Below are 13,861 nucleotides of genomic sequence, written 5' to 3'. Positions count from 1 at the left end.
AATGCCCACCCCCATCCACATGACAATCCAGCTGATCTACTCCAAGATTCTCAAGAAGATCCGGGGGAATGCCATTAGACGGTCCGCCATTGACCGCACGTCAAAGGTTGAATCTGGCAGCACGGTTTACGACTCGACAATCGACCGGCATTCCTTTTGCGGCTACGACTGTTCAATCCTGAATGGCGAAATCGGTGCGTTCTGCTCGATTGGCAACAGGGTGTCCATTGGCGGCGTGGCCCATCCGGCGGCATTTGTCTCCACCAGCCCCGTATTCCTGTCCCACAAAGACAGCGTGCAGGCCAAGTTCGCCCACCATGCGTTCCTGCCGGAGTTGAAAACCCGCATTGGCGATGACGTCTGGATTGGGGAGGGCGTCTTCATCAAGGCGGGCATTCAGATCGGGCACGGCGCCATCGTCGGCATGGGCAGTGTGGTGACCCGGGACGTCCCGCCGTATGCCATCGTCGCCGGCAATCCCGCCAGACTCATCCGGATGCGCTTCGAAGACAAGGTCGTTGCCGCGCTGCTGGACATGGCCTGGTGGGCTCTGCCTGAAGCGGAACTGCGCCGCGTGGCGGTCCATTTCAATGATCCCGAGCAGATGCTTCGCCACGAGGGCCGTCTGTGAAGATTGCCCATCTGTGCCTGTCCTGCTTTTATGTGGACGGGTTTTCGTACCAGGAGAACGAGCTCGTCCGCCAGCACGTCCTGGACGGTCATGACGTGGTGGTGATCGCCTCCACGGAGTCCTTCGGTCCCGATGGAGCGCTCAAGCATGTCCAGCCCGGCAGCTACATGGGAACCGATGGCGCCAGGGTCATCAGGCTCCCCTATCGACGCTGGATTCCGAAGATGCTGGCCCCCAAACTCAGGCTGCACCCGGATGTCCACCGGCTGCTGTCCGCCGAGCGCCCTGATGCGATCCTCTTCCACGGCCTCTGTGGCTGGGAACTGCTGACGGTGAGCCGCTACAAGCGCGCCCATCCGGACGTGGCCTTCTTCGCCGACAGCCACGAGGATTTCAACAACAGCGCCCGCTCCTTTCTGTCGCGGTACCTGCTTCACTGGAGCTACTACCGGACCATTCTGCATGCGGCCCTCCGCTCCATCGACAAGGTACTCTGCATTTCCGACGAAACCATCAGCTTCGTTCGGGACTTTTACCGCGTGCCTGTTGAGAAGATCGAGTTTTTCCCATTGGGCGGCAACGTGCTTCCCGACCAGGCCTATTTCGATGCCCGGGCCGCCACCCGGTCGGCCTACAACATCCTGGATACGCACACCTTGCTGGTGCAATCCGGAAAGATGGACGTCCACAAGAAATTGCTGCAATCCTTGCAGGCCTTTGTCCGGCAGCCCGATCCGGACCTGCGGTTTCTGGTGGTGGGCCATCTTCACGACGACATCGCGGCCGAGGCCATGAAGCTGATCGATGCCGACAGCCGGATTGTCTTCGCCGGTTGGAAATCTGCCGCCGATCTGCAATCGATCCTGTGTGCCGCGGACGTCTACGTACAGCCCGGCACGCAATCGGCCACCATGCAGATGAGCCTTTGCCTGCGCTGCGCGGTCATCCTGGACGATGTGCCGAGCCACCGGCGCTACGTGGGCCAGAACGGCTGGCTGATCGGCAAGGACCGGACACTCGATGCGGTGCTGGCGGAGATTTCTCGATCGCCGCAACAACTCAAAGCCATGGCCGAGCACTCCCACGCCTTCGCCATCAAGCACCTTGACTATCAAACCCTGGCCGACCGCATCACCCGCGCCGTCCCGCCATCGCATTAAACCCATGAGAACGATCGCAGCCTTGACCCCCTCACGATTTGCTGAATGCGCAAAAGCACCGAAACCATGGTTGTTCATTTTTTCGATGATTTTTGCGATCGTCATCCATAAAACCCACGCGGCCTACCTCTACCCTGAACACGCCTACCTGGGCTTCCCGTATGTGCCCATGGGGGTGCCGGAATGGGTGTTCATCGTCATTTCGGTCCTGCTGGTTGCATTTTCGCTGCCGCTGAATTTACTGCGACCCTCCGGCATCATTTCATTCATGATGTATGTCATCGTTTTTCTTCCCACGCTGGTGATCACATTGGCCACCGAAGAAGCGGCGCTGAAGAAATACGGAGTCAATCTGTCCGCGCTCACTGCCGGCTATTTGTTCCTGTTGCATGCCACCCAGAAATGGGGCGGCAGCGATGACAGAAATTCGACCGGCATTGCAGGTCGCAATTACGCTCTGTTGTTCACCGCCCTGCTCCTGATTTGCGCAGGATTCCTGTTGTACGCCTTTTGGGATACGATGAATTTTGTGGGCCTGGGTGGCACTTACGCGCAACGCGAAGCCGGCCGCAGCAGAAATCTTTTCGAAGCCTATGGGCAAACCTATCTGGCATTTGTCTTTGCCCCCGCCCTGCTTTCAATTGGCCTGATCCGGAAGAATCCCCTGTACATTGCGCTGGCATTGGGTGGCTTTTTCCTGATGTATTCCATCACGGCGGAGAGAACGGTGTTTCTGTTGCCGGTGGTCATGATCATGAGCTTCCTGGTGCTTCGCTCCCGGCTTTCGCACCCGACATTGATGCTCATCACGCTGATGGCCATTTCTGCGCTCTTCGTGTTCTCGATCACGTTTCGCGCCACCAGCACATTGGCCAACATGTTGTCGCTGTACTTGGTCTTCAGAACCTTCTCGGTCCCGGGCGCCATGCTCTGGCAGTACCAGGAGGTTTTTGCCGAGTATGGGTACACCTTCTGGAGCCATGTTCGCGGCATTGCCTCATTCGTGTCTTCGCCGGTTGCATTGGACGGTGATCAGCACTGGCCGCAGCTCGGGCGCATTGTTGCAAAGCATCTGCTGAATCTGGACATCAATTCAAACGCCAATCTGTTTGCATACGACGGGGTTGCCGGCGCGGGCGCATGGGGCATTCTCTTCATGTGCGCGCTCCTCACCCTGTGGCTCATTGCATTGGACCGGCTGTCCCGTGGATTTGAATCCTGCTTTCCCGCTCTGATTGCAATTCCATTGGGGCTGGTGCTGATCAATGGCCCATTCTTCACCGCCATGATGTCTTTCGGCGGCCTATTCTGGTTGTTTTTCTTCCTTTTCGCCCGCCGTGCCCAGGCGGGCCGAAAGATACAATAAGCGATGCCCTCCCACATGATCAAACGAGAGCCCCAGATGTGCACGCGCTGCATCATGGACACCTCGGACCCGAACATCTCTTTCGACGCGCAAGGTGTTTGCGATTACTGCAACAACTTCGACAAGGTCATTCAGCCCAATTGGGATACGGGTGCCGCAGGCAGCGCCGAGCTGGACGCACTTTCGGAAAAGATCCGCGCCAGCGGCAAGGGTCAGCCGTTCGATTGCATCATCGGGCTGAGCGGCGGCCTGGACAGCTCCTACGCGGCGTTCATTGCCAAGGAGAGGATGGGCTTGCGCCCGCTGCTGTTTCACGTCGATGCGGGCTGGAACACCGACCAGGCCGTCGGCAACATCGAAAAGCTCGTGGACGGGCTGGGCCTGGACCTCTACACGGAGGTGATCAACTGGCAGGAAATGAAGGATCTGCAGGTCGCCTTCCTGCACGCCCAGATTGCCGACCAGGACCTGCCACAGGACGCCGCGTTCTTTTCCGCCCTGTACAAGTTCGCGCGCAAGAACCGCATCAAGTACGTGTTGACGGGTTCCAATTTCTCGACCGAGTGCTGCCGCGAGCCCGAGGAATGGGGCGGTTATCCCGGCATCGACAAAACGCTCTTCAAGGACATTCACCGCCGCTTTGGCGAACGTGAGCTGAAGACCTTCCCCCTGGTCGACATCCTGGTCTACAAGCTGTACTACCAGAAGATCCTGGGCATGGAGATCGTCAAGCCCCTGAACCTCGTGCCCTACATCAAGAAGGACGCCGAGGCCGAACTGGAGCGCCGCTTCGGCTGGCAGAAGTTCCAGCACAAGCACCACGAATCGCGCTTCACGCGTTTCTATGAAGACTATTGGATGCCGCGCAAGTTCGGCTACCACAAGCGCCGGGCGCACTTCTCCAGCCTCATCCTCACCGGCCAGATGACACGCGAAGCGGCGTTGGAGCGCCTGTCCAGGCCCGAAATGGACGAGCACTTCCTGAAGCAGGAGTTCGAGTACGTGGCGAACAAGCTGGGGCTCTCCGTGGACGAGCTCCAGGGCATCTTCGATGGTGAGAACAGGACGTACCGCGACTACAGCAACAAGCGCTGGGCGATCGGCATCGGTGCCAGCGCCATGCGGATGCTGGGCTTGGAAAGAAGGTTGTTCCGGTGATCCACATCGTCGACTACGGCGTGGGCAATGTGCAGGCGTTTGTCAACATGTACAAGCGCCTGGGCGTCGAGGCCACGCGCGCACAAACCGCCGGCGACCTGCTGGGCGCGAAGAAGCTCATCCTTCCGGGCGTGGGCGCGTTCGACCATGCGATGGAGCTGCTCAATGCTTCCGGCATGCGCGAGCCGCTGGATCGGCTGGTGCGGGAGGATGGGGTGCCTGTGCTGGGCATCTGCGTCGGCATGCAGATGCTGGCCGATTCCAGTGACGAAGGCACTGCCGCCGGCCTGGGCTGGTTGAAGGGTCGGGTGCGCAGCTTTGCGAACCATCCGGCGTCAGCGACCCTGCCCATGCCCCATATGGGCTGGAACGACGTGTCTCCCGTCGGTGCCTCCCATGCACTGTTCAAGGGGCTGGAGAGCGATGCGCGGTTTTACTTCCTGCATTCCTATTATTTTGAAGCGGCAGACGAGGCCCACGCCGTGGCGCATGCCGACTACGGCTTCAAGTTTGCCTGTGCCGTCCAGCGCGACCACGTGGCCGGGGTGCAGTTCCATCCCGAGAAGAGCCACCACTGGGGTGCCGCGCTTCTGAAAAACTTCGCGGAATTCTGATGCTGCGCCCTCGAATCACACCCTGTCTGCTGGTTCACCAAGGTGGCTTGGTGAAAACCGTCGGGTTTCGCGATCCCAAGTACGTGGGCGATCCGATCAACGCGGTCAAGATCTTCAACGAGAAAGAGGCCGACGAGCTGGTGGTCCTGGACATCGACGCCACGGTCAACGGCACCGAGCCCGACTACCGGATGATTGCGCACCTGGCCGCCGAGTGCCGCATGCCCCTGTGCTACGGCGGTGGCGTGAAGACACCGGAGCAGGCCCGCAAGATCATCGGGCTGGGCGTGGAGAAAGTGGCCGTCAGTGCGGCCGCCGTTGAAGACACCACCCTGCTCACCCGCATGGCCGAGGCCGTGGGCCGGCAAAGCGTGGTGGCCGTGCTGGACGTGCGCAAGAAGACCGGGCTGTTCGCCAAGGGCTACGAGGTGGTCACGCGCAACGGCACACAGGTGCACAAGCACGACCCCGTCGAGTTCGCCCAGCGATTGCAGGCCGCCGGTGCCGGCGAGATCGTCATCAACTCCGTCGACCGGGATGGTCAGATGAAGGGCTATGACATTCCGCTCGCGCTGAAGATGCGGCAATCGCTGCAGATTCCGCTGACCTTTCTGGGCGGTGCCGGCTCCCACCAGGACATCGAGGCCCTGCTGCAGGCGTGCGGGGTGGTGGGTGCGTCGGCGGGCAGCCTCTTCGTCTTCAAGGGACCGTACCGCGCGGTTCTGATCAACTACCCCAACCCCGCCCAGCGCGAAGACATCTACCACGCCGGCCTGGCGGCACATGCATCAAGGTGACAAGGCTCCGATGTTCAAAGACAAGACGCTTCTGATTACGGGAGGGACCGGCAGTTTCGGCAACGCCGTGCTGCGCCGCTTCCTGAGTTCCGACCTGCGCGAAATCCGCATCTTCAGCCGCGATGAGAAGAAGCAGGACGACATGCGCAAGCATTTCAACCACCCCAAGCTGAAGTTCTACATCGGCGATGTGCGAGATGCCCGCAGCGTTGCGCACCGCCATGCGCGGGGTCGATCACGTGTTTCATGCTGCCGCGCTCAAGCAGGTGCCTTCGTGCGAGTTCCACCCCATGGAAGCCGTGCGCACCAATGTGATGGGCACCGAGAACGTGCTGGAGGCCGCCATCGCGGCGCGCGTGGGCCGGGTGGTCTGCCTGAGCACCGACAAGGCCGTCTATCCCATCAACGCGATGGGCATTAGCAAGGCCATGATGGAAAAGGTGATGGTGGCCGCCAGCCGCAACCTGGAAGGCACCGGCACCGTCATCTGCGGCACCCGGTATGGCAACGTGATGGCCTCGCGGGGCTCCGTCATCCCCCTGTTCGTGGAACAGGTGCGCAGCGGCAAACCCATCACGATCACCGACCCGGCCATGACGCGATTCATGATGACGCTGGCAGATGCCGTGGACCTCGTGATGTATGCGTTCGAACACGGCCACAACGGCGACATCTTCGTGCAGAAGGCCCCGGCCGCCACGGTGGAGGTGCTGACGCAGGCGCTGTTGCAGCTGATGAGCGCCACCGAACACCCGGTGCGCGTGATGGGCAGCCGCCACGGAGAGAAGCTCTACGAAGCCTTGCTCAGCCGCGAGGAAATGGCGTGTGCGCAGGATCTGGGCGACTACTACCGCGTGCCCCCGGACGGCCGTGACCTGAACTACGCGAAGTACGTGGATGAAGGTGAAGAGCGGTTGACGCAAGCCCTGCATGCGGACGAATACCACTCGCACAACACCACGCGGCTCGACGTGGAGGGCATGAAGGCCCTGCTGCTGAAGCTGGACTTCATGCAGCGCATTGCGCGCGGTGAAGCCGCGGCGGCCGAGGAGTGAGGCGATGAAGGTCTTGATCACGGGAGCTCAGGGCTTCATCGGCAAGAACCTCTTGCTGCACCTCGCCGAGCGCAAGGACGTGGAAGTGGTTCCGTTCACGCGAGACAACCCGACCACGGATCTGCCCCGCCTGCTCGACGGCGTGGACGTGGTGTTCCACCTCGCCGGCATCAACCGCCCCCAGGATCCCCAGGAGTTCACGCGGGGCAACGCCGACCTGACCCGGGCGCTGTGCCAGGCGATCGCGGCGCGCGCCGCGCATCGCCCCATTTCGGTGATCCTCACGTCCTCCACGCAGGCCGCCAACGACAACCCGTACGGCCGCAGCAAGCAGGCCGCGGAGCGCGAGCTGTTCGAACTGCAACGCCAGCACGGCACGGCCGTGCACGTGTTCCGCCTGCCCAATGTCTTCGGCAAATGGTGCCGCCCCAACTACAACTCGGCGGTCGCAACCTTCTGCCACAACATCGCCCGTGAGCTGCCGATCCAGGTGAACGACCCCGCCGCACCGCTGACGCTCGTGTACGTCGACGATGTCATCGCCCGTTTCGTCCAGTTGATGGATGGTGCCGAGGCATCGACCGACGCCCAGGGTTTCGCCACCCTCACTCCGCAGTACACCACCACCGTCGGTGAGGTCGCCGAGAGGATCGCGAACTTCAAGGCTAGCCGGCTCACCCTGGTGACCGATCGCGTGGGCACCGGCCTGACGCGGGCGCTGTACTCGACCTACGTGAGCTACCTGCCACCCACGGACTTTGCCTATGCCGTGCCCCGGCACGCGGATCCGCGCGGCGTCTTCGTCGAGATGCTCAAGACCCCGGACTGCGGCCAGTTCTCGTTCTTCACCGCGCTGCCAGGCGTCACGCGGGGAGGCCACTACCACCACAGCAAGACGGAGAAGTTCCTGGTGATCCACGGCCAGGCCCGATTCCGCTTCCGGCAGATGCTCACGGGAGAGACCCACGAATTGCACACGGACGCGGACGCACCCCAAGTGGTGGAGACCGTGCCCGGCTGGACGCACGACATCACCAACACGGGTGAACGCGACATGGTGGTCATGCTCTGGGCCAATGAAATCTTTGATCGCGAACGCCCGGACACCTTCGCTTGTCCGGTCTGAAAGGCTCCGTCATGAAAAAACTCAAGGTGATGACGGTGGTGGGCACCAGGCCGGAGATCATCCGCCTCTCGCGCGTCATGGCGCGCCTGGATGAGCACTGCGAACACGTCCTGGTGCATACCGGCCAGAACTACGACTACGAACTCAACCAGATCTTCTTTGACGATCTGGGCATTCGCAAGCCCGACCACTTCCTCAATGCGGTTGGCGCGAACGCGGCTGAAACGATCGGCAAGATCATCGCGGCTGTGGATGGCGTGCTGGCCAGCGAGCAACCCGATGCGCTGCTGGTGCTGGGCGATACCAACAGCTGCCTGTCGGTGATTCCCGCGAAGCGCCGCAAGGTGCCCATCTTCCACATGGAAGCCGGCAACCGCTGCTTCGACATGCGGGTACCGGAAGAGATCAATCGCCGCATCGTGGACCACACCGCCGACATCAACCTCACCTACAGCAGCATCGCGCGCGAATACCTGTTGCGCGAAGGGCTGCCGCCGGACATGGTGATCAAGACCGGCAGCCCCATGGCGGAGGTGTTGGCGCACTACCGGGACCGCATCGAGGCATCGGACGTGCTCACCCGGCTGGACCTGCAGGAAGGCCGGTTCTTCGTCGTCAGTGCGCACCGCGAGGAGAACATCGACTCCGACGTGCAGTTCTCGAAACTGGTGGACGTGTTGAACCAGTTGGCGAGCCACTACCAGATGCCCGTGATCGTCTCCACGCACCCGCGCACCCAGAAACGGGTGGACAGCCAGGCGGTGGCCTTCCACCCGCTGGTGCGCCTGCTCAAGCCGCTGGGCTTCACCGACTACAACCAGCTGCAGATCCAGGCGCGGGCCGTGCTGTCCGACAGCGGCACGATCAACGAGGAATCCTCGATCCTGAACTTTCCCGCGCTCAACCTGCGCGAGGCGCACGAGCGGCCGGAAGGCATGGAAGAAGCCGCCGTGATGATGGTCGGCCTCGACACTGAACGGGTGCTGCAAGGCCTGGCGATCCTGGCCTCGCAGCCACGCGGCGAGCAGCGCCTGCTGCGCCAGGTGGCCGACTACAGCATGCCCAATGTGTCGGACAAGGTGGTGCGCATCGTTCACAGCTACACGGACTACGTCAACCGCGTGGTCTGGAAAAAAACCTGATCCGGACCTGCCTTGCGAATCTTGGTGGTCAGCCAATACTTTTTGCGCAGAGAATTTCCGCATCAACGATCTCGTCCAGGAATGGACGAAGCGCGGACACGCCGTCACGGTGCTGACCGGCAAGCCGAACTACCCCGCCGGCCAGGTCTTCCCCGCCTTTCGTGACAATCCTGCGGAGTTTGACACGTACCACGGGGCGCGCGTCGTCCGAGCGCCCATGCTGGCGCGGGCGCAGGGCTCGCTGCGGCTGGCGCTGAATTACCTCAGTTACGTGGTGGGCGCCAGTCTGGCCGGACCCTGGCGGCTGCGCGGGGAAGCTTTCGACACCGTGTTCGTGTTCGAGCCCTCCCCCATCACAGTGGGCCTGCCGGCCATTCTGATGGGCCGTCTCAAACGCGCCCCAGTGGTGTTCTGGGCGCTCGACCTCTGGCCCGAGACGCTGGCCGCCATCGGTGTGGTGCGCTCGCCGCGCCTGCTGGGTGCGGTGGGGCACCTGGTGAGCTTCATCTACAACCGCTGCACGCTGGTGCTGGGCCAGTCCCGCGGCTTCCAGGCAAGCATTGCCCAGTACTGCGCCGACCCCGGCAAGATCCGCTACTTTCCCAGCTGGTCGGAGCCGGTGTTCGCCCAGGACCTAGTCACCCCCGCCCCCGAAGTACCGAGCCTGCCGGGGACGTTCAGCGTGCTGTTCGCTGGGAACATCGGCGAAGCGCAGGACCTGCCCGCCGTGGTGGAGGCCGCGACGCGGCTCAAGGACAATCCCCGTGTGCGCTGGCTCATTGTCGGCGACGGCCGCAAGTCGGACTGGCTTCAGGAAGAGGTGCGCCGCCGGGGGCTGGAAGAGCGCGTGCTGTTGCTCGGCCGGTACCCGGTCGAACGCATGCCGTCGTTCTATGCTCACGCCGATGCTCTGCTCGTTTCGCTGAAGAAGGACCCCGTGTTCAGTCTGACCATTCCCGGCAAGGTACAGAGCTACCTGCAATCCGGCATTCCGCTGCTGGGCATGCTCGACGGCGAGGGAGCCCACGTGATCCGCTCGGCACAAGCGGGCCTCGTGTGCGAAGCTGGCGATGCGGCTGGCCTGGCCGATGCCGCGCTGGCCATGGCCGCGATGACCCCTGACGAGCGTCGGGCCATGGGCAGCAACGGCCGCGTCTACGCGAAGAACGAATTCGACCGCGACGCGCTGATGGACCGTCTGGAGCAACTGCTGGAGGAAGCCGTGCAGATCCAAGTCAGGGCACCGTCATGAGCACACTGCTGATCACCGGCGCCAGTGGGTTTGTGGGTACCGCCTTGTGCCGCCAGGCCCAGTCCACCGGCCGTGCGGTGCGCGCTGCCGTGCGCACCGCTGGCGCCGCAGCCACGAATGTGCCGTCGGTCAGCGTGCCGTCCATCGACGGCCAAACCCCGTGGGCCGACGCCCTGCAAGGTTGCGACAGCGTCATCCACACCGCGGCGCGTGTGCATGTGATGAACGAATCGGCCACCGACCCCCTGAGTGAATTCCGCCGCGTCAACGTGGACGGCACGCTCAACCTCGCGCGACAGGCAGCAGCGGCCGGCGTGCGGCGCTTCGTGTTCGTCAGCTCCATCAAGGTCAACGGCGAGGGCACGCAGGCGCAGCGGCCCTTTCTCGCCAGCGACGTGCCCGCACCCCAGGACCCCTATGGCGTCTCGAAGGCCGAAGCCGAACAGGGGCTGCGTCACGTCGCCGAACAGACCGGGCTGGAAGTGACCATCGTCCGCCCGCCCCTGGTGTATGGCCCGGGCGTGAAGGCCAACTTCGGCAGCCTTCTGCGCGCCGTTCAGCGCGGCCTGCCTCTGCCGCTGGGTGCGGTCCGGCACAACCGACGCAGCCTGGTGGCGCTGGACAACCTGATCGACCTGCTGCTCACCTGCGTGGACCATCCGGCCGCGGCCCACCAGACCTTTCTGGTGAGCGACGGCGAAGACCTCTCCACCACCGCGTTGATACAGCGCATGGGCCAGGCCATAGGCCGTCCGGCGCGCCTGCTGCCGGTCCCGGTGTTTCTGCTGCACCTGGGTGCCACGGTGCTGGGCAAGCGGGACGTGGCCCAGCGCGTGCTCGGCAACCTGCAGGTGAACATCGACCACACCCAGGCCACACTGGGTTGGTCACCACCGATCACGGTGGAAGAAGGCCTGCGGCGGGCCGCCCCCAAGGTGCCCTCATGAAACGCCTGTTCGACCTCTCACTCGCCCTCGCAGCGGGCCTCGTTCTGCTCGTGCCGGTGGCGCTCGTCGCCCTGGCGGTCCGGCTTACGTCTCCAGGGCCCGCGCTCTACTGGTCCAACCGCGTCGGCCGCCACAACCGCATCTTCCGCATGCCCAAGTTCCGCAGCATGCGCACCGACACGCCTGCGGTGGCGACCCACCTGCTGACCGATCCGGCCAAGTACCTCACACCCATCGGCCCGTTCCTGCGCAAGAGCAGCCTGGACGAGCTGCCCCAACTCTGGAGCATTCTCAGGGGCGACATGAGCTTCGTGGGCCCTCGCCCCGCGCTGTTCAACCAGGACGACCTGATCGCCCTGCGCACGCAGCAGGGTGTGCACGAGCTGGTCCCTGGCTTGACAGGCTGGGCCCAGGTGAATGGCCGCGACGAGCTGCCGATTCCTCAGAAGGTGGCGCTGGATGCAGAATACCTGCAGCGCCAGAGCCTGGGATTCGACCTGCAGATACTCTGGATGACGTTTGTCAAAGTGCTGCGCCGGGATGGTGTGGCCCACTAAAAGAATGAAAAACAGGGACCATCGAAGCCAAGCCGCCGCCACGCTTCTGCACATGCCACGGGCCGCCAAGCGCCTGTCCGCGGTGCTGGTGGACATTGCATTGTGTGCGCTCACCGTCTGGCTCGCGCTTTGCCTGCGGCTGGAGCACTGGGTGCAACTGACCCCCGCGCATGTGCTGGCCATCATGGGAGCGGTGCTGATCGCCCTGCCCCTGTTCATCCGCTTCGGCCTGTACCGCGCCATCTTCCGCTACGCCGGATGGAATGCCATGGTCAGCCTGGCGCAGGCCATGGTGCTGTACAGCTTGTTCTATGCCACGGTGTTCACCGTGATCGGCATTCCAGGCGTGCCCCGCACCGTGGGCGTGATCCAGCCCCTGCTGCTGCTCGTCACCATCGGATTCAGCCGCCTGGTGGTGCGCTACTGGCTGGGCGGCCTGTACCGCACCATGCTGCAGCGCGAGCATCTGCCAGGCATCCTGATCTACGGCGCCGGCGTGGCGGGACGGCAGCTCGCGGCAGCGCTCTCGCGCGGCAGCGAACAGCGCCTGCTCGGTTTCATCGACGACGACGACCAGCTGCAGGGCAACAGCCTCGATGGCCGCACGGTGCACGACCCGGCCGAGCTGGTGCGGCTGATCCCCAATCTGGGCGTGACGGACGTGCTGCTCGCGCTGCCCTCGATCACGCGCCAGCGCCGTCTGGACATCCTCGACACCCTGCGCCACCTGCCCGTGCACGTGCGAACCCTGCCCGGCATGTCCGACCTCGCGGCGGGCCGGGTGACGATGAGCGACGTGCGCGAGCTCGACATCGAAGACCTGCTGGGCCGCGATCCGGTCACGCCCAACACCGCGCTGCTCCACAGCCTGATCCAGGACAAGGTGGTGGCGGTCACGGGTGCGGGCGGCAGCATCGGCAGCGAGCTGTGCCGGCAGATCGCTGCCTGCGGGCCGCACATCCTGCTGCTGGTGGAGAACAGCGAATTTGCCCTCTACCAGATCCACCGCGAACTGGAAGCGCTGTTCGACAACGAGGCCTCCGCGCCAGGCGTGCAACTGGTGCCTTTGCTGGCCTCGGTGCAGGACGAAGCCCGCATCGCGCAGATCATGCAGGCCTGGCGGCCCGACACGGTGTACCACGCCGCGGCCTACAAACACGTGCCGCTGGTGGAGCACAACCCGGTCCAAGGCCTGCGCAACAACGTCTGGGGCACCTGGGTGTGCGCGCGCGCCGCGCAGGCCGCCGGCGCCGCCAACTTCGTGCTGATCAGCACCGACAAGGCGGTGCGCCCCACCAACGTCATGGGCGCGAGCAAGCGCCTGGCCGAAATGGTGTTGCAGGCGATGGCCGCCGAGCCCGGTGGCGCCACCACGTTCGCCATGGTGCGCTTCGGCAACGTGCTGGGCTCCAGCGGTTCGGTGGTGCCCTTGTTCCGCGAGCAGATCAAGAACGGTGGGCCGATCACGCTGACCCACCCGGACATCACGCGCTACTTCATGACCATTCCCGAAGCCGCTCAGCTGGTGATCCAGGCCGGCGCCATGGCGCATGGCGGCGACGTGTTCGTGCTGGACATGGGCGAGCCCGTGCGCATCATCGACCTGGCCCGGCGCATGGTCGAACTCTCGGGCCTGCAGGTGAAGAGCGAGCAGAACCCCACTGGCGACATCGAGATCCAGATCACCGGGCTGCGACCGGGCGAGAAGCTGTACGAGGAGCTGCTGATCGGCGACAACCCTCAACCCACGCAACACGCTCGCATCATGAAGGCACAGGAAGACATGCTGCCCTGGAGCGAGCTGCAGGCCTTGCTGAAGTCGCTGGAAGAGGCCATGGAGTCGAACGACGTGACCACCTTGCGGGCCCTGTTGCAGGCTTGCGTGCAGGGCTACCAACCCACCGGAGAGGTCGTTGACTGGCTGCACTCCTCTCCGGGGAGCAGCCTGGAATCCACCCGCGTCTGAACAAAAAAAGCCACCGCAGGGTGGCTTTTGAAAGTCCTTGAAGGGACGTCGTTGGGAGACCAGATTCAAACGTTTTTCATGACGTGTGGT

12 protein-coding genes and 1 pseudogene are annotated in these 13,861 nt (G+C 63.4%); all 13 read left to right on the top strand.

Annotated elements, in window-relative coordinates; all coding sequences use genetic code 11:
- The first annotated feature begins 1 nt into the window (after position 1).
- The 13 genes and pseudogenes from ACFJI0_RS25280 to ACFJI0_RS25220 all read left to right on the top strand — a co-directional run bounded on the left by ACFJI0_RS25280 (position 2) and on the right by ACFJI0_RS25220 (position 13,771).
- Entirely contained in the window at positions 2 to 631 is a 630-nt protein-coding gene (locus ACFJI0_RS25280; protein ID WP_382322801.1) for a CatB-related O-acetyltransferase, read from the top strand.
- Positions 628 to 1,791: a glycosyltransferase family 4 protein gene (locus ACFJI0_RS25275; RefSeq protein WP_382322800.1), complete on the top strand. Its 1,164-nt coding sequence runs from the start codon at positions 628 to 630 to the stop codon at positions 1,789 to 1,791. The genes ACFJI0_RS25280 and ACFJI0_RS25275 overlap by 4 nt, the downstream gene beginning before the upstream one ends.
- Before the next feature lie 4 nt (positions 1,792 to 1,795).
- Positions 1,796 to 3,157 (top strand): hypothetical protein, encoded by a 1,362-nt coding sequence (locus ACFJI0_RS25270; RefSeq protein WP_382322799.1) that lies wholly within the window; start codon positions 1,796 to 1,798, stop codon positions 3,155 to 3,157.
- A 15-nt stretch (positions 3,158 to 3,172) separates the two neighbouring features.
- Positions 3,173 to 4,315 (top strand): N-acetyl sugar amidotransferase, encoded by a 1,143-nt coding sequence (locus ACFJI0_RS25265; protein WP_382322798.1) that lies wholly within the window; start codon positions 3,173 to 3,175, stop codon positions 4,313 to 4,315.
- Positions 4,312 to 4,929 carry an imidazole glycerol phosphate synthase subunit HisH gene (hisH, locus tag ACFJI0_RS25260; RefSeq protein WP_382322797.1) on the top strand — a complete coding sequence of 206 codons (618 nt, stop codon included), beginning with the start codon at positions 4,312 to 4,314 and terminating at the stop codon, positions 4,927 to 4,929. Before ACFJI0_RS25265 ends, hisH begins: the two co-directional genes overlap by 4 nt.
- The gene (locus tag ACFJI0_RS25255) at positions 4,929 to 5,726 is read left to right on the top strand and encodes an AglZ/HisF2 family acetamidino modification protein (RefSeq protein WP_382322796.1); all 798 of its coding nucleotides are present in this window, start codon (positions 4,929 to 4,931) and stop codon (positions 5,724 to 5,726) included. The genes hisH and ACFJI0_RS25255 overlap by 1 nt, the downstream gene beginning before the upstream one ends.
- A 10-nt stretch (positions 5,727 to 5,736) precedes the next feature.
- Positions 5,737 to 6,781, top strand: a pseudogene (locus ACFJI0_RS25250) (polysaccharide biosynthesis protein).
- A gap of 4 nt (positions 6,782 to 6,785) precedes the next feature.
- Positions 6,786 to 7,907: a capsular polysaccharide biosynthesis protein CapF gene (locus ACFJI0_RS25245; protein ID WP_382322795.1), complete on the top strand. Its 1,122-nt coding sequence runs from the start codon at positions 6,786 to 6,788 to the stop codon at positions 7,905 to 7,907.
- An 11-nt stretch (positions 7,908 to 7,918) separates the two neighbouring features.
- On the top strand, positions 7,919 to 9,049 hold the full coding sequence (gene wecB / locus ACFJI0_RS25240) for a non-hydrolyzing UDP-N-acetylglucosamine 2-epimerase (RefSeq protein WP_382322794.1): 1,131 nt from the start codon (positions 7,919 to 7,921) through the stop codon (positions 9,047 to 9,049).
- A 109-nt stretch (positions 9,050 to 9,158) separates the two neighbouring features.
- The gene (locus ACFJI0_RS25235) at positions 9,159 to 10,301 is read left to right on the top strand and encodes a glycosyltransferase family 4 protein (RefSeq protein ID WP_382322793.1); all 1,143 of its coding nucleotides are present in this window, start codon (positions 9,159 to 9,161) and stop codon (positions 10,299 to 10,301) included.
- On the top strand, positions 10,298 to 11,248 hold the full coding sequence (locus ACFJI0_RS25230) for a UDP-glucose 4-epimerase family protein (RefSeq protein ID WP_382322792.1): 951 nt from the start codon (positions 10,298 to 10,300) through the stop codon (positions 11,246 to 11,248). The genes ACFJI0_RS25235 and ACFJI0_RS25230 overlap by 4 nt, the downstream gene beginning before the upstream one ends.
- On the top strand, positions 11,245 to 11,805 hold the full coding sequence (locus tag ACFJI0_RS25225; RefSeq protein ID WP_382322791.1) for a sugar transferase: 561 nt from the start codon (positions 11,245 to 11,247) through the stop codon (positions 11,803 to 11,805). Before ACFJI0_RS25230 ends, ACFJI0_RS25225 begins: the two co-directional genes overlap by 4 nt.
- Before the next feature lie 52 nt (positions 11,806 to 11,857).
- Positions 11,858 to 13,771, top strand: coding sequence for a polysaccharide biosynthesis protein (locus tag ACFJI0_RS25220; RefSeq protein WP_382322790.1), 1,914 nt, complete (start codon positions 11,858 to 11,860; stop codon positions 13,769 to 13,771).
- The last annotated feature ends 90 nt before the right edge of the window (positions 13,772 to 13,861 follow it).

Source organism: Hydrogenophaga sp. UC242_53, assembly GCF_042696965.1.
Classification (GTDB): domain Bacteria; phylum Pseudomonadota; class Gammaproteobacteria; order Burkholderiales; family Burkholderiaceae_C; genus Hydrogenophaga.
This window is presented reverse-complemented; position numbering and strand designations above follow the sequence as displayed.

Excerpts from the sequence above, each read along its gene's own strand:
- ACFJI0_RS25230 (WP_382322792.1), top strand. The coding sequence starts at position 10,298 with ATGAGCACACTGCTGATCACCGGCGCCAGTGGGTTTGTGGGTACCGCC.
- ACFJI0_RS25280 (WP_382322801.1), top strand. The coding sequence starts at position 2 with ATGCCCACCCCCATCCACATGACAATCCAGCTGATCTACTCCAAGATT.
- ACFJI0_RS25225 (WP_382322791.1), top strand. The coding sequence starts at position 11,245 with ATGAAACGCCTGTTCGACCTCTCACTCGCCCTCGCAGCGGGCCTCGTT.
- wecB (WP_382322794.1), top strand. The coding sequence starts at position 7,919 with ATGAAAAAACTCAAGGTGATGACGGTGGTGGGCACCAGGCCGGAGATC.
- ACFJI0_RS25220 (WP_382322790.1), top strand. The coding sequence starts at position 11,858 with ATGCCACGGGCCGCCAAGCGCCTGTCCGCGGTGCTGGTGGACATTGCA.
- ACFJI0_RS25270 (WP_382322799.1), top strand. The coding sequence starts at position 1,796 with ATGAGAACGATCGCAGCCTTGACCCCCTCACGATTTGCTGAATGCGCA.
- ACFJI0_RS25265 (WP_382322798.1), top strand. The coding sequence starts at position 3,173 with ATGATCAAACGAGAGCCCCAGATGTGCACGCGCTGCATCATGGACACC.
- ACFJI0_RS25255 (WP_382322796.1), top strand. The coding sequence starts at position 4,929 with ATGCTGCGCCCTCGAATCACACCCTGTCTGCTGGTTCACCAAGGTGGC.
- ACFJI0_RS25245 (WP_382322795.1), top strand. The coding sequence starts at position 6,786 with ATGAAGGTCTTGATCACGGGAGCTCAGGGCTTCATCGGCAAGAACCTC.